Origin of the sequence: Methylobacterium sp. Leaf361 (assembly GCF_001424445.1) — a bacterium.
In the GTDB taxonomy this organism is placed as follows: Bacteria; Pseudomonadota; Alphaproteobacteria; order Rhizobiales; family Beijerinckiaceae; genus Methylobacterium.
The window spans coordinates 238,665-258,968 of the sequence record NZ_LMPY01000003.1; the positions used below are offsets into that span (position 1 = coordinate 238,665).

The window sequence follows — 20,304 nt, forward strand, 5'->3', positions numbered from 1 at the left end:
ACGGAGCGTCACCTCATCCCACCAGCGCGAGATCCCGCGTCTCGGTGTCGGGGATGACGTCGACCTCGACCTTGAGGCGCTGCTTGCCCGAGCCGCTGACGATGCCGTCGACCGGCGCCACGTCGCCGTAATCGCGGCCGCGGGCCACCACGATGTGGTCGTCCCGCACCGCGACGCCGTTGGTCGGGTCGAGGCCGAGCCAGCCGGCGCCGCACCAGACCGCCACCCAGGCGTGGCTCGCATCCGCCCCGCGCAGGCGCGGCCGGCCGGGCGGCGGCACCGTGCGCAGGTAGCCGCTGACATAGGCCGCGGGCAGGCCCATGCCGCGCAGGGCCGCGATCATCACGTGGGCGAAGTCCTGGCAGACCCCGGCCCGGAGCGCGAAGGAGTCGGCGAGCGGCGTCGAGACGGTGGTGGCCTTGGAATCGAAGCGGAAATCCCGGCCGATCCGCAGCATCAGGTCGTGGGCCGCCCCGTAGGCGCTGCGGCCGGCGGCGAAGCTCGGCCGCGCGTAGTCGGTGATCGCGGGCAGCAGCGGCACCCGGCCGCTCGGGAACAGGAAATGCACCGGCGCCCGGCCGCCGAGGTCGCGCCCGGCGAGAACGGCGTCGCGGACCCGCTCCCAGGCCATCCCGGATTCGGGCGGCGGCGGGGCCGGGCGCTCGACCCGCACGGTGGAGAGCGCCTCGACGCTGAAGGTGGTGTGGAGCGTCTCCAGGGTGATCGCCACCGCGTCGATCCCGAGATAGTCGCGCCGCATCACCGCGCGGGCGGGGCTCGGGTCGATCGTGACCGCGCTCGCCAGCACGCTCTGGCCCTCGCAATCCTGCGGTTTGAGCCGCAGGGTGCAGCGGGCGAAGTGCACCGGCCGGCCGTAGCGGTAGGCGGTGCGGTGGCGCAGCGTATAGATCACGCGAGCCCCGTCAGCTTCTCGGGGCGCAGCGCGTTCGGCCCGGTGGGGAAATAGCGGGCCGCGATGCCGTCGGCGAGGCGCTCGAGGTCGGTCGCGAGCGCGGTCAGGCGCACGGCGTCGAAATCCGCGGCCTCGCCGCTGCGCAGCTCCGCCAGGATCCGGGTCGCGAGGCGGCAATGGGGCTCGGGGATCCCGTCCGCGGCGAGCGCCGGCAGGTCGGCGAGGTGCCGGGTGATCGCCTCCGCCTGGAAGGCGATCGAGCGCGGGTTGTAGGGGTCGAGCAGCACCATGTCGCGCACGGGGTCGAGGGCCGCCCCCTGCAGGTAGCGCCGCCCGTAGCTGATCTGCGAATCGCACAGGGACAGCATCACCCCGAGGCAGCCGGGGGTCGCCTCGTCGTTGGCGAAGGCCAGCGCGAAGGCGCCGGTGTTGATCGCCCGCTCGATCCGCCGCCCGAGCTCGATGAAGTGCCAGCCCTCGGCGCGGCTCATATTCTCGTGGGTGAGGCCGGCGAGCGCCGCGAGCTGGCTCAGGGCCCGCTCGGCCCGGCCCGCGAGCTGCGACTCGGTGAAGGCCCGCTCGGTGTTGAGGGACAGGAACTCGTTCAGGTCGGCGAGCACCCGCCACGCCTCGCCCGACAGGCGGGCGCGGAGCGCGGCGGCGTTGCGGCGGGCCGCGATGACGTGGGACCGGGCCGAGCCCGGCCGGTCGCGCCCGGCCAGCGCCTCCTGGGCGAGGCGGGCGGTCGGCAGGTCGGCGGCCGCGATGGCGCCCCACTCGTGCAGCAGCGCCCGGAGCGCCAGGGCCGCCGGCGTGTCGAGGGCGCCCGAGATGTCGGTCCCGACGGCGTCGCCGACGCTGCGCAGGTGGGCGAGCACCAGCCGGATCACCGCCTCGCCGCGCTCCAGGTAGCGGCCGAGCCAGAACAGGCCGTCGGCGGCCCGGGCGGGGAGGTGCCCGCCGACCCGCCGCACCCGCGGCGCCGCCTGCGTGCCGATCAGGGGCGCGGCGACCGGCTCCTCGGACAGGACCCAGACGTCGGCGGAGCGGATGCCGAGCCGCAGCTCGATCGGGTCGACGTCCTCGCGCTCCGAGACCCGGCAGAAGCCGCCGGGCATGACCTGCCAGCCGAGGGGCGTCCGCGCGGCGAAGACGCGGACCACGAAGGGGCGGGGCGTCAGGAACAGGCCGTCCGGGCCGCGCTCCCAGCCCGGCATCGTCGAGAGCGGCGCCGCCTCCTGGGCGACGTAGTCGAAGGGCCGGTCGCGCAGGGCCGCCACGACCCGCTCGCGCTCCGCCGCCAGGATCGGGCCGGCCAGGATCGCGTCGCGCCCCGCCCCGCGCTGGGGCGTGGCGGCCGGGCGCAGGATCAGGCTGTCGAGGTTGGCCCGCGCGTGCGCCAAGCCCTCGAGGTCGCCGCACCACCACGTGCGCGGATGGCCGAGCCGCAGCGGCTCGCCGAGGACGCGCCGGGCGATGCCGTCGAGGTAGGGGGCGAGGGCGGCCGACTCGACGAGCCCCGCGCCCGGCATGTTGGCCATCACCAGGGAGCCGTTGCGCAGGGCGTCGAGGATGCCGGGCACGCCGAGGCGCGAGGCCGGGTTCAGCTCCGAGGGGTCGAGGAAGTCGGCGTCGATCCGCCGCCACAGGGCGTCGGCCCGCTTCAGGCCCGAGACGGTGCGCACGTGCAGGCGCCCGTCGCGCATGACGAGGTCGTCGCCCTCCACCAGCATCAGGCCGAGGTAGCGGGCGAGCGCCGCCTGCTCGACGTAGGTGCTGCTGTAGGGGCCGGAGGTCAGCAGGCAGATGCGCGGGTCGGCGCGCTCCGCCCCCAGCGCCAGCCCGTCGCGGAACGCCTGGAAGAAGGCCGGCAGGCGCTCGACGTGGAGGTCCTGGAAGAAGTCCGGGAAGGTCCGGGCCAGGACCATGCGGTTCTCCAGCGCCCAGCCGAGGCCCGAGGGCGCCTGGGTCCGGTCGGCGAGCACCTGCCAGCGCCCGTCCGGTCCCCGGCCGAGATCGGCCGCGTAGAGCTTGAGGTAGTGGCCGCCGGGGGGCGCGACCCCGTGGAGCGGGTGCAGGAACTCGGGCGTGCCGGCCACGATCGCGGCGGGGAGGAGCCCCTCGGCGACCAGCCGGCCCTCGCCGTAGGCGTCGGCGAGGATCGCCTCCATCAGCTCCGCGCGCTGGACGATGCCGGCGCTGAGCGCCGCCCATTCCGGCCCCTCGATCACCAGGGGCAGGCAGCCCAGCGGCCAGGGGTGCTCGCGCTGGTCGCCGGCGATGCGGAACGAGATGCCCGCGTCCCGGATGTGCCGCTCCGCCGCGACGAACCGGGCCATGATCTCCGGCTCGGTGAGGCCGCCGAGACGGTCGAGCAGGCGCGGCCACGCCCCGCGGGGCGCGCCGTCGGCGCCCAGGAACTCGTCCGGCCGGCCGGGGGCGGGGCGGTAGCCCGCGCTCCAGCGGGCGACGCGCTCGCGCGCGCCCTCTGGCCGCTCGGCCCGGCCGCGGCTGCCCGCGAGCGCCGCCTCCATCACGGATCCCGGGTCATCGCGGCTCGCGGATCCACGCAGCGTGGACGACGACGCGGCCGCAGAGCGGAGCGCGGGTCCCTCTCCCGCACGGGAGCGGGGGCGCGTCGCGCTCTGTCGACCGCGCCGGTGTCCGCCCCGGATGTCCGAACATCGCGGGTCATTGCGGGGCCGGCGTCCGCAGGTCGAGGGTCAGCGGGAACTCGGCGCTCGATTCCGGGCGGGGCATCTCCAGCCGGCCCGGCGTGTGGCCGTTCGGCTGGAACCGGGCGAGGCGCCGCCCCTCCGCCTCGTAGGCGTTGACCGGGTGGGTCTCGTAGTTGCGCCCGCCCGGATGGGCGACGTGGTAGCGGCAGCCGCCGAGGGAGCGGCCGCTCCAGGCGTCGAGGATGTCGAAGGTCAGCGGCGAGTGCGCGGGGATCGTCGGATGCAGGGAGGAGGCCGGCTGCCACGCCTTGAAGCGCAGGCCCGCCACGGCCTCGCCGCCGCGGCCGGTGGAGGTCATGGGCAGGCGGCGGCCGTTGCAGGCGATGACGTGCCGCTCGGGCACGAAGCCCTCGACCCTGACCTGCAGCCGCTCGACCGAGCTGTCCACGAAGCGCACGGTGCCCCCGCTGGTCCCTTCCTCGCCCATCACGTGCCAGGGCTCCAGCGCCTGGCGGAGTTCCATCCGGACCCCGCCCTGCTCGACCGTGCCGAAGACCGGGAACCGGAACAGGGCCTGCGCCTCGAAGGCGACCGGATCGAAATCGTAGCCCGCCGCCCGGAGATCCTCCAGCACCGCGAGGAAGTCGGACCAGAGGAAATGCGGCAGCATGAACCGATCGTGGAGGTTCGTGCCCCAGCGGACACAGCCGCCGGTCTGCGGCTCGCGCCACAGCCACGCCACGAGGGCGCGGAGCAGGAGCTGCTGCGCGAGGCTCATCCGCGCGTCCGGCGGCATCTCGAAGGCGCGGAACTCCAGGAGGCCGAGGCGCCCGGTCGGCCCGTCCGGCGAGTAGAGCTTGTCGATGCAGATCTCGGCCCGGTGGGTGTTGCCGGTGACGTCGACGAGGATGTTGCGGAAGATCCGGTCGACGAGCCAGCGCGGGATGTTGGGCGCGTCCGGGGCCGGCACCTGGGCCAGCGCGATCTCCAGCTCGTAGAGCCCGTCGTGGCGGGCCTCGTCCATGCGCGGCGCTTGGCTCGTGGGCCCGATATAGAGGCCCGAGAACAGGTACGAGAGCGACGGGTGGCGCTGCCAGTAGAGCACGAGGCTCTTGAGCAGGTCCGGCCGGCGCAGGAACGGGGAATCGTCCGGCGTGACGCCGCCCATGACCACGTGGTTGCCGCCGCCGGTGCCGGTGTGGCGCCCGTCGGTCATGAATTTCTCCGCGCCGAGCCGGGTCTGGCGGGCCTCGGCGTAGAGGTCGGTGGTGATGGCGACCGCCTCCCGCCACGAGGCGGCCGGGTGGACGTTCACCTCGATCACGCCGGGATCGGGGGTGACCTTGATGACGCCGATCCGCGGGTCGTAGGGCGGCTCGTAGCCCTCGAGGTGGATCGGCAGCTTCAGCGCGGCGGCGGCCGCCTCCAGGTGGCCCGCGAGTTCCAGATACTCGTCGGCGCGCTGCACCGGCGGCATGAACACCCGCACCACCCCGTCCCGGGGCTCGAACGACAGGGCCGTGCGCACCGCGACGCCGGTGATGCCGGAGCCGTTGACCACAGCGGCGCCGGGATGGCCCTCGGGGTGCCCGTCGGGGAGGGTGGCGCGGGGCTCCAGCGGGTCCTGCGGCTGGTAATAGGGGTAGTGCTCCGGCGGCACGTAGGGCAGGGACGACAGCGGCAGGCGGAAGCCCACGGGCGAGTCCCCCGGCACCAGGAAGGCGGCGCCGCGCCGGAAGTCCCACGTCTCCGAGATCCAGACGCGGTCGGCCTCGCCGCCCTTGCCGGTGGGCAGGCTCGCCAGCGGCAGGACGTAGCCGGCCGCCTCCCCGAGGCCCCGCGCGTAGACCCGCCTGATCCGGGCGTCGAACTCCACCGAGCCCGACTTGGCGTCGGCCGGCGTGACGTTGACCGGCAGCTCCGCAGTCTTCCGCTCCCAGAGCTCCCCGTCCTCGAAGGCCGGGAAGACGTAGTCGGCGAGGCCGAGGCGGCGGGCCAGCGCGTCGGCGAGCGCCTCGGCCTGCGCGATGGTGGCGTGCCCCGCCTCCCCGGCGGCCACCTCCGGCGCGATCAGGTCCGGGTCGCGCCAGATCGGCTTGCCGTCCTTGCGCCAGTAGAGCGCGAAGGCCCAGCGGGGCAGGCTCTCGCCGGGATACCACTTGCCCTGGCCGTAATGGAGCAGCCCCCCCGGGCCGAACCGGTCGCGCAGGCGCCGGATCAGCTGGTCGGCGAGCCCGCGCTTGGTCGGGCCGACGGCCGCGATGTTCCACTCGGGCGATTCGAAATCGTCCACCGACACGAAGGTCGGCTCGCCGCCCATGGTCAGCCGCACGTCCTGCGCGGCGAGGTCGGCGTCGACCCGCTCGCCCAGCGCGTCCATGGCGGCCCAGACGTCCTCCGAGAACGGCTTGGTGATCCGCGGCGTCTCGGCGACGCGGGTGATCGTCATCTTGAAGTCGAAGGTGGTCTCGGCGGGCTCCATCGCCCCCGAGATCGGCGCGGCGGAGTGGTAGTGCGGCGTCGCGGCGAGCGGGATGTGGCCCTCGCCGGTGAGCAGGCCCGAAGTCGCGTCCATGCCGACCCAGCCGGCGCCCGGCAGGTAGACCTCGGCCCAGGCGTGCAGGTCGGTGAAGTCCGCCGACGCGCCGGTCGGCCCGTCGACCGCGGTCGTGTCGGGCACGAGCTGGATCAGGTAGCCGGAGACGAACCGGGCGGCGAGGCCGATCCGGCGCAGCACCTGCACGAGCAGCCACGCCGAGTCGCGGCAGGAGCCGCTCTTCAGCCGCAGGGTCTCGGCGGGGGTCTGCACGCCCGGCTCCATGCGGACGCCGTAGGCGGTCTCCCGGGCGATCAGGCCGTTCAGCGCCACCAGGAACTGGACCGTGCTGGTCTCCTCCGGGAGACGGGCCAGCAGCGCCTCCATCTCGGGACAATCCGCGTCGACGGGCGTGAGATACGGGGCCAGCTCCCCGGCGAGGGCGGGGTCGTACGCGAAGGGCCGGACCTGGGCGTAGTCCTCCACGAAGAAGTCGAACGGGTTGATCACCGCCATGTCGGCCGTGAGGTCGACCTCGATCCTCAGCTCGTCGGTCTTCTCGGGGAAGACCAGGCGGGCGAGCCAGTTGCCGCTCGGATCCTGCTGCCAGTTCAGGAAGTGGTTGGCGGGCGTCACCGTGAGCGCGTAGGCCGGGACCTTGGTACGGGCGTGGGGGGCCGGGCGCAGGCGGATCACCTGGGGCCCCAGGCTGATCGGCCGGTCGTAGCGGTAATGCGTGACGTGGTGCAGGGCGGCTCTGATCGACACGATGGCTCCGTCGAAAGGATCGAACGCGGTCGCGCTGCCGGTCCCTGGCGCCGGCGCCCACCGCACGGTTATGCGACACGGATCGCGCAACAAGCAATTTCCGTGCGTCGCCCGGCCGTCCGGGCCGCTGGCAGGAACTTTGCCGCCCGGCCCCGCTTGACCGGCAGGTGGGCCGGCCGCCGGCCCGGGACCGCGCGATGAAGATCTTCCAGTGCCAGGCCTGCGACCAGCCGGTCACCTTCGAGGCGACCGCCTGCGAGAGCTGCGCGCGGCCGCTGGGCTACGCCTGCGCGGTCCACGAGGTCTCGGCGCTGGAGCCGCAGGGGCTCTCGGCCCACCCGCTGATGGGCGGCGCGCAGATCTTCCACGCCTACGCGGATCCCGGCCGGCGCTACCGGCTGTGCAACAACGCCCTCGCGCAGGCCTGCAACTGGCTGGTGCCGGAGGACAGCCCCGACATCTACTGCACCGCCTGCCGCCACAACCGCGTGGTGCCGGACCTGTCGCAGCCTTGGAACCTCGCCCGCTGGCGCCAGATCGAGGCGGCCAAGCACCGGCTGTTCTACTCGCTGCTGCGCCTGGAACTGCCGCTCGCCACCCGCGCCCAGTACACGGACGGGCTGGCCTTCGACTTCCTGGTCGACCCGTCCGAGAGCGTCTCCGGCGGGCCGCCGGTGCTGACGGGCCACATCAACGGCCTGATCACCATGAACATCGCCGAGGCCGACGACGTCGAGCGGGAGCGCCGCCGGATCCTGTTCGGCGAGCATTACCGCACGCTGCTCGGCCATTTCCGGCACGAGATCGGGCATTACTTCTGGTACCTGCTGGTGCTGAACAGCCCCGACTGGGACGCCTTCCGGGCGCTGTTCGGCGACGAGCGCCGCGACTACGTCCAGGCCCTGCAGGACCACTACGCGAGGGGCGCCCCCGCCGACTGGGACGAGGCCTACGTCTCGGCCTACGCCACGGCCCATCCGTGGGAGGATTTCGCCGAGACCTTCGCGCACTACCTGCACATCGTCGACACGGTGGAGACCGCCTCGACCTTCGAGCTGCACGTGCGCCCGCGCCTGCGCCAGCGGGGGCCTTCCGGGCCGCAGGCGCCGACCGTGATCGACTTCGACCCGTACAACACGGCCGACCTCGACCGGCTGATCGCCGCGTGGCTGCCGCTCACCTACGCGATCAACTCGCTGTCCCACAGCATGGGCCAGCCGGCGCTCTACCCGTTCAAGCTGACACCCGCGGTGATCGCCAAGCTCGCCTTCGTGCACGAGCGGGTCTACGCCTCCCGCACCGGCACCCTGCCGGATGCCGGCGCGGCGGGCGCCGAGATGCTCCGCGCGGTGATCCTGGGCCTGCGCCAGAAGGTGGCGGCGCCGACGGCGTGAGGGTGGCGGTCGCGGCAGACACAACGTCTCTGCGAGCGTCTCCGCGAGCGGCGCGAGGCGATGACGGTCGGAGGGGCGCCTCACGCCCCCCCGTGCCGCTCCGCGAAGGTGCGGAACGCCGCGAGCGTCTCGGCGCTGACGTGGTGCTCGATCCCCTCCGCGTCCCGCCGCGCGGTCTCGGGGCTTACGCCCAGCGCGCACAGGAAGCGCTCGACGATGCGGTGGCGCTCCCGGGCCTGGGCGGCGAGCCGGCGGCCGGCCTCGGTCAGGAACACGCCGCGATAGGGCCGCTGCTGGACGAACCCGTCCTCGCACAGGCGCTTCAGCATCTTGGCGACGGTCGGCTGCGCCACGCCGAGCCGGGCCGCGATGTCCACCTGCCGCGCCTCGCCGCCGTCGCCGATCAGGTCGTCGATCAGCTCGACGTAATCCTCCACGAGTTCCGAGCGCCGGGCCTCGCGGGCCTGGCGGAAGCTCTCCACGTGGCGCTCGGGATCGACCAGCGCGGTCTCGGGCGAGCCCGGCTCGGACGGTTCCTGCATCGGCTCTCCCCCACCGCGGTCCGCGCGGGCCGCCCCGACCCCTGTCTAGCAAACACCGCCACCTCGAGGGGAGTCCCGCGGGGCCGATACCGGCGGCCGCTGCCAGCCCCTTGAATCCTGGCCGCGAACCCTGAATATAGCCTCCGCTATATCTTTGAGGAGAGGGTTCGAGCATGGTGGCGCCCAACGCCGCGACGGCCCCCGGGCGCGCCGCGCCCGGGGCGATGAGCCGGCGGACCGAGGGCGCGATCCGCGACGTCCTCGACGGCCGTCCCGGCGGCCGGGCCCGGTTCCTGCTGTTCGCCGGCCCCGCCGTGACGGCGTCGATCGCCTACATGGACCCCGGCAATTTCGCGACCAACATCCAGGCCGGCGCCCGCTACGGCTACGGCCTGCTCTGGGTGGTGCTGCTCGCGAACCTGACGGCGATGCTGTTCCAGGCCCTGTCGGCCAAGCTCGGCATCGTGACGGGCAAGAACCTCGCCGAGCACTGCCGGGACGCGACGACGCGGCCGGTGCGCCTCGCCCTGTGGGGCATCAGCGAGGTCGCCGCCATGGCGACCGACCTCGCGGAGTTCCTCGGCGGCGCGATCGGCCTGTCGCTGCTCACCGGCATGCCGCTCATGGCCGGCATGGCGATCACCGCGGTGGTCACCTACGCGATCCTGCTCCTGGAGCACGAGGGCTTCCGGCCGCTGGAGATCGCCATCGGCGCGATGGTCGGCACGATCGGCCTCTGCTACGCGGTCGAGCTCCTGATCGCGCCCGTGGCCTGGGGCGAGGCCGCCAAGGGCCTCGTCACCCCGCGGATCCCGGACGCGCAGGCGCTCACCATCGCGGTCGGGATCATCGGCGCCACCGTGATGCCGCACGCGCTGTTCCTGCATTCGGGCCTGACCCAGGGCCGAGGCAATCCCCGCACCGAGGCCGACCGGCGCCTGCTGGTCCGCTACTCGAACCGCGAGGTGGTGGTGGCGCTGCTGCTGGCGGGCCTCGTCAACATGGCGATGGTGATCATGGCGGCGGCCGCCTTCCACGTCGGCCACAGCGAGGTGGCGGAGATCGGCGAGGCCTACCGCACCCTGACGCCGCTCCTCGGGCCCGCCGCGGGGGCGGCCTTCCTGGTGTCGCTGCTCGCCTCCGGGATCTCCTCCTCGGTGGTGGGCACGCTCGCCGGGCAATTGGTGATGCAGGGCTTCACCGGCTGGCGCATCCCGCTCCTCGTCCGCCGGCTCGTGACCATGCTGCCGGCCTTCGCGGTGGTGGCGATCGGGGTCGACCCGACGCAGGCGCTGGTCCTGTCGCAGGTGGTGCTGTCGCTCGCCCTGCCGGTGCCGATGGTGGCCCTGGTGGTGTTCACCCGGCGCCGCAGCGTGATGGGGCCCTTCGCCAACGGCCCGCTCACCCAGGCCGCCGCCGTGGCGGGGGCCGCCCTGGTGCTCGCCCTCAACATGGTGCTGCTGGCGGTCGCCTTCGGGGTGCCGGTGCCGGGACTGGAGTGAGAGCCCCGCCGGCAGCCCTGACGACGGCCCCGCTCAGGTCGCCCGCACCACCACCTCCACGAGGTTGGCGCCCCCCGAGCGGATCCCGGCCTCGATCGCCGGGGCGATGTCGGCCGCCCGGGTCACCCGCCGGGCGGGCACGCCCATCGAGGCGGCCAGCGCCGGGAAGTCGATCCGCGGGTCGGTGAGGTCCATGGCGATGAAGCGGTTGGCGCGCACCGAGGCGTAGTGCGCCTGGCCCTTCATGAAGGTCTTGAGGATGTTGTACTCGGCGTTGTTGATCACCACGAAGGTGACCGGCAGCTTCTCGTGCGCCGCCGTCCAGAGGGCCTGCGGCGAGTACAGCGCGGCCCCGTCGCCGACCACGCAGACCACGGGCGCCCGGTCGAGCCCGAGGGAGAAGCCGACCGCGGCCGGCATGCCCCAGCCGAGCACGCCGCCGCGCATCGCCGCGTACTGGTGCGCGGAGGGGCTGTCGAGGAAGGTGCGCAGGTGGGTGAGCGTCGCGGGCGCCTCGTCCACGATGGTGGTCTCGGCCCCGACCGCGCGGGCGACCTCCCGGGCGGCGACCAGCGGCGCGATCACCGGATCCTCGAAGGCCGCGTCGGCGGCGGCGGCGAGCTTCGCCCGGCGCTCGGCCCGGGCGGTCACCGCCCCGGCGCGCAGGCCCGCGAAGGCGTCGGCCCGGTCGGCGAGGCGGGGCGCGAGCAGCGGCAGCAGGGCGTCGAGGGAGGCGCGGATGTCGCCCACCGTCGACAGGCAGGTGGCGTAGGTGCGCCCGAGGTCGCGCACGTCCGCCGAGAGCTGGAACACCTGCACCCCCGGCGGCACCGCCGAGACCTCCGAGTAGAGCACGGTGATCAGCGACTTGCCGCCGAGCGCGAACACCGCGTCGTAGCGCCCGAGGATGTCGGCGATGGCGTCGGCCCGGGTCGGCAGGTTCCCGGCCCAGAGCGGGTGCGCGGTGGGGAAGGGGATGTGGGCCGGCCAGGACGAGCCGTAGACCGGCGCCGCCAGCAGGTCGGCGAGCGCCACCATCTGCGCCGAGGCGTCCGAGGCGTCGATCTCGTCGCCCGCGATCAGCGCGAGGCGGCCCGGCGCGATGGCGGCGAGCTTCTCCGCGAGGCGGTCGAGGGAGCCCGCCACGGCCCGCTGGTCGATGGTCGAGGTCTCGCCGGCCGGCACCGCCGACAGCGCCTCCATCACGTCCATGGGCAGGGACAGGAAGACCGGCCCGGAGGGGGCGGCCCCCGCGTCGTGGAAGGCCCGGCGCAGCAGGATCGGGATCTGGTCCGGGCTCGTCACCTCGCGGGCCCACTTCATCACCGGGTCGGCGATGGCGACGAGGTCGCCCATCAGCAGCGGGTCGGTCAGGGCGTGGCGGAGATCCTGCTGCCCGGCGGTGACCACCAGCGGCGTGCCGGAGACCTGGGAATTCACCAGCCCGCCCATGGCGTGGCCGAGGCCGCCCGCCGTGTGCAGGTTGAGGAAGGCGGGCCGGCGGGCGCCCTGCGCGTAGCCGTCCGCCATCGCCACGGCGGTCGCCTCCTGCAGGGCGAGGATGTAGGCGATGTCCGGCGCCTCGGTGAGCGCGTCGATGAGCGGCAACTCGGTGGTGCCGGGATTGCCGAAGATGTAGCGCACGCCCTCCGAGCGCAGCACCTCCACCAGGAGGTCGGCGCCCCGGCGGCGGCCGGCGGTCTCCACGGTCTCGATCGGCATGCCCTGTCCTCTCCGACGGAATCAGCCGGAGGCTACCCCATGGGCGGACCGGGGCAATGCCGGCACCGCCCCCCCCCGCCGCCCCGCGCCGGGCGGCGACCGATCGGCAACCGATCGGCAGGCTTTTCGGCGTAGCCTCCGGCCGGGACGCGCCCGCGCCCCCGGGCGCAGGCCTGCCGATCCACGCCACCGACCAGGACGACACATCATGCGGATCGCGGCGTCCCTCGCGCTCCTCGCCACCCTGGTGGCTCCCCCGACAGCCACCCTGACAGCCGCCCTGGGCCTCGCCGCGGGCGCGCGGGCGCAGGGGCTCGAGCGCGGGGCCCAGGAGGGCGCCTCGCGCGGCGAGGAGATGGCGGGCCCCCTCGGGGCGATCGTCGGCGGCGCGATCGGTGCGGCCGTGGGCACCGCCAACGGCATCCTCGGCGTCGACCGGCGGGAGCGGTTCCGCATCTACGCCCGCGGCGAGCGCCGCCCCTCCATCGCGCTCGCGGGACCCGTGCGGGTCGGCACGGTGCTCCCGGAGGACGGCATCGTGTACTACGATGTCCCGCGGGAGTTCGCCCTGCCGGATTACAGCTACACGATCGTCAACGACCACCCGGTCCTCGTCGACCCGCGGTCGCGCCGGATCGTGGAGGTGATCGACTGACGGCCCGGGCGGCCCGGGCGGCCGGGGATCCGGCGCGAGGGAGAGGGCGAGCCGATGCCGAGAAGGATGGGGATCCGGGCGGTGCTCCCGGTGACGGGCCTGGTGACGGGATGAGCGCGCGCGACGCCGCGGATGCCGGACGGCGGCACTGGTTCTACGACAGCCGGATCCTGGTCTGCACGTTCTGCCTGCTCGCGGTCATGGTCATCTTCTGGCAGGTGAGCCGGTTCGAGGGTTTCCAGCCGATCTTCACCTGCGCGCGCAATCAGGACGTCGATCGCGACCTGCTCTCCGTCGGGATGCGCGCCTGCATGGGCGACGCGCCCTCGCAGGCCGCCCAGGCGCGGTGCATGCACGTCGTCTACCTGCTGGCCTGCACGGACGAGCGGTGGCGCTGACGCCGCCGCGCGCGGCGGGCGGCCCAGCGGCCCCGGCGCGAGGCTGAGCGGCGGGGACGCCGCGGCCCGTCCGCGGCGGGGCGGATCGTGTCCGCGCGGATCGCGCGGTTCCGGGGCGGGTTCCGCTCAGGCGCGCAGCTCCGCCACGAAGGCCCGGATGAACGGCGGCAACCCGTCGAGGTCGCGCAGGCACAGGGTCAGGTCGCGCCGCGCCCAGGCGTCGGCGAGGGGCACCACCGCGAGGGCGAGGCCCTGCGCGGCGCGGGCGGCGGCGCTCTCGGGCAGGATCGCCAGCCCGACCCGCGCCTCGACGAGACGGCAGACGGCGTCGAAGTCCCGGAGTTGGACGCGCAGGCGCATCGGTCGCCCCTCGCGCACCGCCTGGGCGACGAGGAAGCGGCTGATGGCGCTGCGCCGGTCGAGGCCGACGAGGTCGTGGCCGAGCACCTCGGCGAACGGGATGGTCCCGCGCGCGGCCAGGGGATGGTCCCGGGCCGCCACCAGCACGAACCGGTCCTCCCGGAACGGGAAGGTCCGCAGCGAGCCGGTATCCACCGTGCCGGACAGGATGCCGAGATCGGCCGCCCCCTCGGCCACCAGCCCGACGATCTCCTCGGAGGTGCGCTCGTCGATCTCGACGCCGATCCCGGGGTGATCGGCCAGGAAGGCCGAGAGCGCCTCCGGCAGGAATTCGGTGAGCGCGTTGGTGTTGGCCAGCACCCGGATCTGCCCGAAGGCGCTCCCCGAGAAGGCCGCCATCTCCTCGCGCAGGCGCTCCACCCCGGCCAGGACCTCCCGGGCATGGACGAGGAGCGCGCGCCCGGCCGGGGTCGGGCTGACGCCCTGCCGGCCCCGGGTCAGCAGGGCGGCGCCGAGGGATTCCTCCATCAGCCGGATCCGCGTCGAGGCGGCCGCCAGGGCGAGGTTCGCCCGCGCGGCCCCGTGGGTGATCGAGCCGGCCTCGACCACGTGCCGGAACAGGCCGAGATCGACGAGATCGAACCGCATCATCGCGAAGGCGCCTCCCGCCGCGCCGTCCGGCCGGCGCGTCCCGGGCCGCCCGGGACCCGTCCTGATCCGCGTCTCCGTCGGGGGGCTTGGCGACCGCGTCAACCCCGCCATCCCGGGGCCGCGCCGGGGCCGCCGCGGCGATCCCGGTTACAGACACGCCGATCCCTCAGGCGCCCCGGAGCGGGCGAAGCCAACTCTCCGCGGGTCGATCGCCGCGGCCCCACCGGTCTCCGACAAACGAAGACCCGAATTCGCACCCGCCAAGCCTCCGAGTAAAGTAAATCTCCTCAATATAGCCGAGAACGACGATTTACCGCCCGTTAATGCCGCATCCTTCAATGCTGCTCGACAGTCTTGCGAGGCGTCGCGGCGATGGTTCCTGTGTCGACATACCCGGTCCGGCGGCCGCCCCGGGATCGCCTGCGCCGGCCCGGGAGCCGCTGATGGACGCGCTCCTCGTCGACGACAGCGCCACCATGCGGATGCGGCTGCGCCTGCTGCTGGAGGCCAAGCCCGACGTGTCCGTCACCGATCACGGCGACCCGGTCGCCGCCATGGTCGAGGCGCGGACGCGGGCCTTCGACCTCGTCCTGGTCGACTGCCACATGCCCGACATAGACGGGATCGCCTTCATCCGGCAGATGCGGACCATCCCGCACTACGCCCAGGTGCCCATCGTGATGGTCACCAGCGACATCTCGGACGCGGTGCGGCTCGCCGCCCTGGAGGCCGGGGCGACCGATTTCCTCGACAAGTCCATGCAGGGCGTCGAGCTCACCGTCCGCCTGCGCAACCTGATCCGGCTCGCCCGGGCGGTGCGGCGGCTGGCCGAGCAGGCCGCTTGGCTCGACGGCGAGGTGGAGGCCGCCCTGCGCCACATGCGCGAGCGCGAGGAGGAGATCATCTTCCGCCTCGCGCTGGCGGTCGAGTACCGCGACAACGACACCGGCGATCACACGTGGCGGGTGGCCCGCTACAGCCAGATCGTGGCCGAGGGGCTCGGGCTGGCGCCGGAGATCTGCCGCAACCTCTACCTCGCGGCGCCGCTGCACGATGTCGGCAAGGTCGGCATCCCGGACGGCGTCCTGCTGAAGCCCGGCCGGCTCGACCGGGACGAGTTCGACCTCGTCAAGACGCACCCCGCGATCGGCCGGCGCATCCTGGGCGGGAGCGCCTCCGAGCTGATCCGGCTGGCCGCGGAGATCGCCGAGTTCCACCACGAGAAGTGGGACGGCGGCGGCTACCCGCACGGGCTCGCCGGCGCCGCCATTCCCCTCTCGGCCCGGATCGTCGCGGTGGCGGACGTGTTCGACGCCCTGACTACGGCGCGGCCCTACAAGGACGCGATGCCCTTCGAGGCGGCCCTGGACTGCATCCGCGCCGAGAGCGGCCGCCATTTCGACCCCGACTGCGTGGCGGCGTTCTGCGCGCGCTTCCCGGACATCCGCGTCGCCGGCGGGCGGACCCGGGCGGGCATGCGGCCGAGCGCCGGGCCGGTCACGGAACCCTGGGCCCGGGTCCCGACCCTCCTGCGCGAGGTCGCCCCCGCCGCGCCCGACCCGACGGGGTGGCGCGCCGACACCCTCGACAGGATCCTGGAGCCGTCATCGGCCCTGTCGGCGAACCCGGAGACGTTTGCGCCGTTGATCCCCGACCCGCACGGATCACGGACGGAGCCGGACCATGACCCCGACCTGGAAGACGCTGCCGGAGATCGCCCTGGCGCACGGGATCTCCCTGGAGGATGCCCAGCGCCTCGTGGACGGGGCGAACTGCCCGAAGGTCTTCCGCGCGGACGGCACCGTCTACCTCATCTGAGTCCGTCCCATCCGGGCGCGTCCCATGCGGGTGCATCCCATGCGGGCGCGCCCCGCGAGGCCGTCCCGGGCGGATGACGCGCGGCCCGGCGGGCCCTAACCTGCCGGCATGCGCATCGTCCACACGCCCGATTCGAGCCGGCACGATCCCGAACGCTACATGCGCCGCGGCGCGCCAATCCCGCATCCCGAGCAGGCGGCCCGCTACGCGATCCTGCGGGACGCGGCCGTCCGGGGCGGACACGACCTCGCCGAGCCGGCCGATCACGGCCTCGACCCGATCCGGGCGGTGCACGATCCCGACTACGTGGCGTTCCTGGCCGAGGCCTGGGCGCGCCGGGACGCGATCCCCGGCATCGGCGACGAGATCCTGACCGGGGCCTTCGCCCGGCCGCAGATGCACCGGAAGCCCGCCGGCCTCCTCGGGCGCCTGGGCTTCTACACCGCCGACACCTCGACGCCGATCCGCGCCGGCACCTGGGCGGCGGTCTACGGATCGGCGCAGTGCGCGGTCGCGGCCGCCGACGCTGCGCTGGCGGCGGGGCACGCCTACGCCCTGTGCCGCCCGCCCGGCCACCACGCCTACGCGGATTCCGCCGGCGGCTTCTGCTTCCTCAACAACAGCGCCATCGCGGCCGAGCGGATGCGCGCCGCGACCGGCGGCCCGGTGGCGATCCTCGACATCGACGTCCATCACGGCAACGGCACGCAGGGGATCTTCTACGCCCGCGCCGACGTGCTGACCGTCTCGGTCCACGCCGACCCGTCCGACTACTTCCCGTTCTTCGCCGGCTACGCCGACGAGACCGGCGCCGGGGTGGGGGCGGGGTTCAACCGCAACCTGCCGCTGCCGCCGGGCTCGGGGGACGCGCCCTGGCTCGAGGCCGTCGAGGCGGGCCTCGCGGCGATCGCCGCGCACCGGCCCCGGGCGCTCGTGGTGGCGCTCGGCCTCGACGCCGCCGCGGACGACCCGATCGGCGCCCTCGCGGTCTCCCGGGGGGGCTTCGTCGGGGCGGCGGAGCGGATCGCCCGGGCCGGGCTGCCCACGGCGCTGGTCCAGGAGGGCGGCTACCTCTGCGCGGCCCTACCGGACAACCTCGCGGCCTTCCTCGCCGCCTTCGACGCCGCGCGCTAGGCCGAACGCCGCGGGCGCGCAGAAGGTGCCCAGTGCAAGGTGCGCAGTGAAGCTGCGCAGTGAAGGCGTGATGCGATCGTGATCGCCGGGGCGCCGGATCGGCCGCCCGGATATGGTCGACCCGATGCCACAACCGACCTATCAGGGCGGGGCGGGCGCCGCAGACGCGTCCCGGGCGGGAGGAGCGGACGATGGACGCGGGCGACGTGGGCATGCGCGAGGCGGCCGGCGCCCCGTGGCACGCGGGTCTCACCCGGCACCACTGGCGGATCCTGTGGGGCAGCTACCTCGGCTGGATCTTCGACGGCTACGAGGCGGTGGCCCTGGTCTACGCCCTGCGCCCGGCGCTGGCCTCGATCCTCACCCCCGAGCAGGCCCAGGCGCCGGCCTTCTACGTGGGCCTCGCCATCGGCATCACCCTGCTCGGCTGGGGGATCGGCGGCCTGATGGGCGGGATCGCGGCCGACTATATCGGCCGCAAGCGCATGATGATGGTGTCGATCCTGGGCTACGCGCTGTTCACGGGGCTCACCGCCTTCGCGGAGAGCTTCACGCAGCTCGCCGTCCTGCGCTTCATCACCGGGCTCGCCATCGGCTCGGAATGGTCCACCGGCATCGCCCTCGTGGCCGAGACCTGGCCGAACCGGGCCCGCCCGAAGGGCTGCGGCTTCCTGCAATCGGGCTTCGGCGGCGGCGCGGTGCTCGCCGCCATCGTGTGGGCCGTGCTCGCCGCCACCGAGCCCCTGGGCGCGGAATCCTGGCGGATCCTGTTCGCGCTGGGCGCGCTGCCGGCCTTCGTGTGCCTGTACCTGCGCCGGGCGCTGGAGGAATCCGAGCAGTGGATGCGGGCGCTCAAGGCGCAGCGCTGGGCGGCCACCGCGGAGGACGCGGACCGGGCCCCGCGGAGCGCGCGGCGCCCGTTCTCCCTGACGGAGATCTTCCGCGAGCCCGAGAGCCGGCGGCGGGTCCTCCTCGCCACGCTCCTGTCCTTCGCCACCACGGTGGGCTGGTGGGCGGTCTCGTCCTGGCTGCCGGCCTACACGGAGGGGCTCGCCAAGGCCGCGGGCGCGCCGGCCAATGTCTGGGGCCCGCGCATGGGCATCGTCTACAATATCGGGGCGATCACCGCCTACGTGATCTCGGGCTTCGTGGCCGACGCGATCGGGCGCCGCGCCTTCCTGCTCGTGACCTATGCCGGCTGCATCGCCACGTCGCTCGCCTGCTACCTCTGGACCGGCGGGCTGGTGCCGTTCATGGCGCTCGCCTTCCTGAACGGGTTCTTCACCCTGGGCTTCGCCTTCTCGTGGATGGCGATCTACCTCGCGGAGCTGTTCACCCCGGCGGTCCGGGCGACGGCGTCGAGCGCGGTCTTCAACGGCGCGCGGCTGATCGCCTGGATCTTCCCGATCCTGGCCGGGCAGATCGTGACCGCCTTCGGGGGCGTCGCCGCGGCGGCGCTGACCCTGTCGAGCGTCTACGTGATCGGCCTCGTGGTGCCGTGGTTCATGCCGGAGACGCGGGGCCGGCCGCTGCCGGAATAGGTCGGTCCGGCCCCCGCTCGGTCGGAGCGGGGGCCGGTCCTAGTCTTGGTCCTAGTCCTCGTCGTCCTCGTCCTGGTGCCGGCCCTTGAGCTTGGCGAAGACCGAATCGGCGTCGAGCCGCTCCTCGCGGCCGCCGTGATCGTCCTCGTGGTCCCGCTCGTCGGCGTCGCGGGCCGTGGAGACCTCGGTCGGCAGCAGCGAGGCGCCGGATTCGGCCGCCACCGCGGCCGGGCGGTCGGCCGCCGCGCGCTGGACCTCGAAATCGAGGTTGATCTGGGTGGTCAGGCCGAGGGTGACCGGGTCCATCGGCTGGAGCGAGCCCGAGTTCCAGTGGGTGCGCTCGCGGATCTGCTGGATCGTCGACTTGGTGGTGCCCACGAGCCGGATGATCTGCGAATCCTTCAGCTCGGGGTGGTTGCGCAGCAGCCACAGGATGGCGTTCGGCCGGTCCTGGCGGCGGGAGAGGGGGGTGTAGCGCGGGCCCTTGGTGGTGCGCTTCACCTCCGGCAGCTTCACCTTCGAGACGGCGGGCTTGAGCTTGTAGTGCGGCGCCTTCTGGGCCTTCTCGATCTCGTCGCGGGTGAGCTGGCCGGTGGAGACCGGGTCGAGCCCCTTGATGCCGGCCGCGACCTCGCCGTCGGCGATGCCCTTCACCTCCAGCGGGTGCAGCTTGCAGAAATCGGCGATCTGCTCGAAGGCGAGCGAGGTGTTCTCGACCAGCCAGACGGCGGTCGCCTTCGGCATCAGCGGACCCTGGGACATGCTTCTCGTGCTCCGGCCTGGCGGGACGGGGGCCGGGCATCGGGCCGCGGGCTCCGGATGACCGATCCGGATGTCCCGTCTCACGCTGTCGAATGGGGATGACGCACTATAGGCCCGGGCGGGGAGGGGCGCAATCGCGGGTTGGACCCGTTCGGAGCCCGGCGTGCCGATTCTACCGGCGGCCGGATCACCCACCGGCGCCGACTGGTCGCCCTCAGCGGGGGCGCACCCCGTCGAGGAACAGCCGCACCGCCGCCTGCCGCCGCCGCTCCTGCGCCTCCGGGTCGGTGGCGATGCCGTAGAGGGTCGCCTGGGACGACCGGCCGAGGACGAGGCTGAGGAACAGGTCGGCCGCGATCTCGGGATCCGCCACGGCGATCCGCCCGCGCCGGGCGAAGGCGTCGAGCAGCTGCGCCACGGCGCGCACGCCGCGCAGCCAGCCCTCCTCGTGGGCGAGGCGGGCGAGTTCGGGAAACTGCAGCGCCTGGGCCACGAGGTTGCGCTTGAGCATCGCCGCGCCCGGCGACTGGCCGTGGGCCAGCAGGGTGCGGCTGAGATCCTCCAGGGCGGTCTCGACGTCGTCGCTCCCGCCCTGCGCGGCCTGGGCCTCGGCCGCGGCGGAGAGCGGCGCCAGCCACGCGGCGATCCGCTCGCGCAGGACCGCCTCGAACAGGGCCCGCTTGTCGCGGTAGCGCGCGTAGACCGTCGGCTTGCTCATCCCGGCGGCCTCGGCCACCGCGTCGATGGAGGTGGCGTCGAAGCCGCGCTCCAGGAACAGGGTCGTGGCGACGGCGATCAGGTGCGCCTCGCGCCGGGCCGCCTCCGCGCGGGTCGGCCGGCCGCCGCGCCGCGGGCCCGCCTCCACCCGCTCGATCTCCGTGACCGTCACCCCGCGATCCTCCTTGCTCACCACCGCCGTTCGTCCTATTA

Annotated in this window: 15 protein-coding genes; 7 read left to right on the plus strand and 8 right to left on the minus strand. The window is 73.9% G+C overall.

The window, feature by feature from the left end; genetic code table 11:
• Window positions 1–13: 13 nt before the first annotated feature.
• The 3 genes from ASG32_RS04785 to ASG32_RS04795 all read right to left on the minus strand — a co-directional run bounded on the left by ASG32_RS04785 (window position 14) and on the right by ASG32_RS04795 (window position 6,895).
• On the minus strand, window positions 14–913 hold the full coding sequence (locus tag ASG32_RS04785; RefSeq protein WP_056523123.1) for a transglutaminase family protein: 900 nt from the start codon (window positions 911–913) through the stop codon (window positions 14–16).
• Window positions 910–3,447 carry a circularly permuted type 2 ATP-grasp protein gene (locus tag ASG32_RS04790; protein WP_056523125.1) on the minus strand — a complete coding sequence of 846 codons (2,538 nt, stop codon included), beginning with the start codon at window positions 3,445–3,447 and terminating at the stop codon, window positions 910–912. The genes ASG32_RS04785 and ASG32_RS04790 overlap by 4 nt, the downstream gene beginning before the upstream one ends.
• A gap of 157 nt (window positions 3,448–3,604) precedes the next feature.
• Window positions 3,605–6,895: a transglutaminase family protein gene (locus tag ASG32_RS04795; protein ID WP_056523227.1), complete on the minus strand. Its 3,291-nt coding sequence runs from the start codon at window positions 6,893–6,895 to the stop codon at window positions 3,605–3,607.
• 197 nt (window positions 6,896–7,092) lie between these two features.
• Between ASG32_RS04795 and ASG32_RS04800 the strand changes: the two genes are divergently transcribed.
• Entirely contained in the window at window positions 7,093–8,289 is a 1,197-nt protein-coding gene (locus tag ASG32_RS04800) for a putative zinc-binding metallopeptidase (RefSeq protein WP_026604947.1), read from the plus strand.
• A gap of 80 nt (window positions 8,290–8,369) precedes the next feature.
• Here ASG32_RS04800 and mntR read toward each other — a convergent pair whose 3' ends face one another.
• Complete coding sequence (gene mntR / locus ASG32_RS04805) at window positions 8,370–8,831, minus strand: manganese-binding transcriptional regulator MntR (protein ID WP_056523126.1); 462 nt, start codon at window positions 8,829–8,831, stop codon at window positions 8,370–8,372.
• A gap of 173 nt (window positions 8,832–9,004) precedes the next feature.
• Here mntR and ASG32_RS04810 point away from each other — a divergent pair, with 173 nt between their 5' ends.
• Complete coding sequence (locus ASG32_RS04810; protein ID WP_020093315.1) at window positions 9,005–10,333, plus strand: Nramp family divalent metal transporter; 1,329 nt, start codon at window positions 9,005–9,007, stop codon at window positions 10,331–10,333.
• Between the two features lie 33 nt (window positions 10,334–10,366).
• On the opposite strand, the gene ASG32_RS04815 is transcribed toward ASG32_RS04810, so the two are convergent.
• Window positions 10,367–12,055 (minus strand): thiamine pyrophosphate-binding protein, encoded by a 1,689-nt coding sequence (locus ASG32_RS04815; RefSeq protein WP_020093316.1) that lies wholly within the window; start codon window positions 12,053–12,055, stop codon window positions 10,367–10,369.
• Between the two features lie 208 nt (window positions 12,056–12,263).
• Here ASG32_RS04815 and ASG32_RS04820 point away from each other — a divergent pair, with 208 nt between their 5' ends.
• Together ASG32_RS04820 and ASG32_RS04825 are read left to right on the plus strand one after the other, a co-directional pair.
• Window positions 12,264–12,710 carry a DUF1236 domain-containing protein gene (locus ASG32_RS04820; protein WP_082557747.1) on the plus strand — a complete coding sequence of 149 codons (447 nt, stop codon included), beginning with the start codon at window positions 12,264–12,266 and terminating at the stop codon, window positions 12,708–12,710.
• Window positions 12,711–12,820: 110 nt separating this feature from the next.
• Complete coding sequence (locus tag ASG32_RS04825) at window positions 12,821–13,108, plus strand: hypothetical protein (RefSeq protein ID WP_020093318.1); 288 nt, start codon at window positions 12,821–12,823, stop codon at window positions 13,106–13,108.
• Between the two features lie 126 nt (window positions 13,109–13,234).
• Here ASG32_RS04825 and ASG32_RS04830 read toward each other — a convergent pair whose 3' ends face one another.
• Window positions 13,235–14,119: a LysR substrate-binding domain-containing protein gene (locus ASG32_RS04830; protein WP_082557748.1), complete on the minus strand. Its 885-nt coding sequence runs from the start codon at window positions 14,117–14,119 to the stop codon at window positions 13,235–13,237.
• Window positions 14,120–14,562: 443 nt separating this feature from the next.
• On the opposite strand from ASG32_RS04830, the gene ASG32_RS04835 reads away from it, so the two are divergent.
• The 3 genes from ASG32_RS04835 to ASG32_RS04845 all read left to right on the plus strand — a co-directional run bounded on the left by ASG32_RS04835 (window position 14,563) and on the right by ASG32_RS04845 (window position 18,612).
• Entirely contained in the window at window positions 14,563–16,014 is a 1,452-nt protein-coding gene (locus ASG32_RS04835) for an HD domain-containing phosphohydrolase (protein WP_020093320.1), read from the plus strand.
• 31 nt (window positions 16,015–16,045) lie between these two features.
• A complete protein-coding gene (locus ASG32_RS04840; protein ID WP_056523128.1) occupies window positions 16,046–17,071 on the plus strand; it encodes a histone deacetylase family protein in 1,026 nt (341 codons plus the stop codon).
• A gap of 191 nt (window positions 17,072–17,262) precedes the next feature.
• Window positions 17,263–18,612 (plus strand): MFS transporter, encoded by a 1,350-nt coding sequence (locus ASG32_RS04845; RefSeq protein WP_056523130.1) that lies wholly within the window; start codon window positions 17,263–17,265, stop codon window positions 18,610–18,612.
• A gap of 51 nt (window positions 18,613–18,663) precedes the next feature.
• Here the strand turns inward: ASG32_RS04845 and ASG32_RS04850 are convergent, their stop codons facing one another.
• On the minus strand, window positions 18,664–19,374 hold the full coding sequence (locus ASG32_RS04850; protein ID WP_020093323.1) for a cell cycle transcriptional regulator TrcR: 711 nt from the start codon (window positions 19,372–19,374) through the stop codon (window positions 18,664–18,666).
• Between the two features lie 214 nt (window positions 19,375–19,588).
• On the minus strand, window positions 19,589–20,284 hold the full coding sequence (locus ASG32_RS04855) for a TetR/AcrR family transcriptional regulator (RefSeq protein ID WP_234080757.1): 696 nt from the start codon (window positions 20,282–20,284) through the stop codon (window positions 19,589–19,591).
• Between the last annotated feature and the right edge of the window lie 20 nt (window positions 20,285–20,304).

Coding starts and splice junctions, on each gene's coding strand:
- ASG32_RS04810 (WP_020093315.1), top strand. CDS start 9,005: ATGGTGGCGCCCAACGCCGCGACGGCCCCCGGGCGCGCCGCGCCCGGG.
- ASG32_RS04800 (WP_026604947.1), top strand. CDS start 7,093: ATGAAGATCTTCCAGTGCCAGGCCTGCGACCAGCCGGTCACCTTCGAG.
- ASG32_RS04840 (WP_056523128.1), top strand. CDS start 16,046: ATGCGCATCGTCCACACGCCCGATTCGAGCCGGCACGATCCCGAACGC.
- ASG32_RS04845 (WP_056523130.1), top strand. CDS start 17,263: ATGGACGCGGGCGACGTGGGCATGCGCGAGGCGGCCGGCGCCCCGTGG.
- ASG32_RS04790 (WP_056523125.1), bottom strand. CDS start 3,447: ATGGAGGCGGCGCTCGCGGGCAGCCGCGGCCGGGCCGAGCGGCCAGAG.
- ASG32_RS04825 (WP_020093318.1), top strand. CDS start 12,821: ATGAGCGCGCGCGACGCCGCGGATGCCGGACGGCGGCACTGGTTCTAC.
- ASG32_RS04835 (WP_020093320.1), top strand. CDS start 14,563: ATGGACGCGCTCCTCGTCGACGACAGCGCCACCATGCGGATGCGGCTG.
- ASG32_RS04850 (WP_020093323.1), bottom strand. CDS start 19,374: ATGTCCCAGGGTCCGCTGATGCCGAAGGCGACCGCCGTCTGGCTGGTC.
- ASG32_RS04820 (WP_082557747.1), top strand. CDS start 12,264: ATGCGGATCGCGGCGTCCCTCGCGCTCCTCGCCACCCTGGTGGCTCCC.
- ASG32_RS04815 (WP_020093316.1), bottom strand. CDS start 12,055: ATGCCGATCGAGACCGTGGAGACCGCCGGCCGCCGCCGGGGCGCCGAC.
- ASG32_RS04830 (WP_082557748.1), bottom strand. CDS start 14,119: ATGATGCGGTTCGATCTCGTCGATCTCGGCCTGTTCCGGCACGTGGTC.
- mntR (WP_056523126.1), bottom strand. CDS start 8,831: ATGCAGGAACCGTCCGAGCCGGGCTCGCCCGAGACCGCGCTGGTCGAT.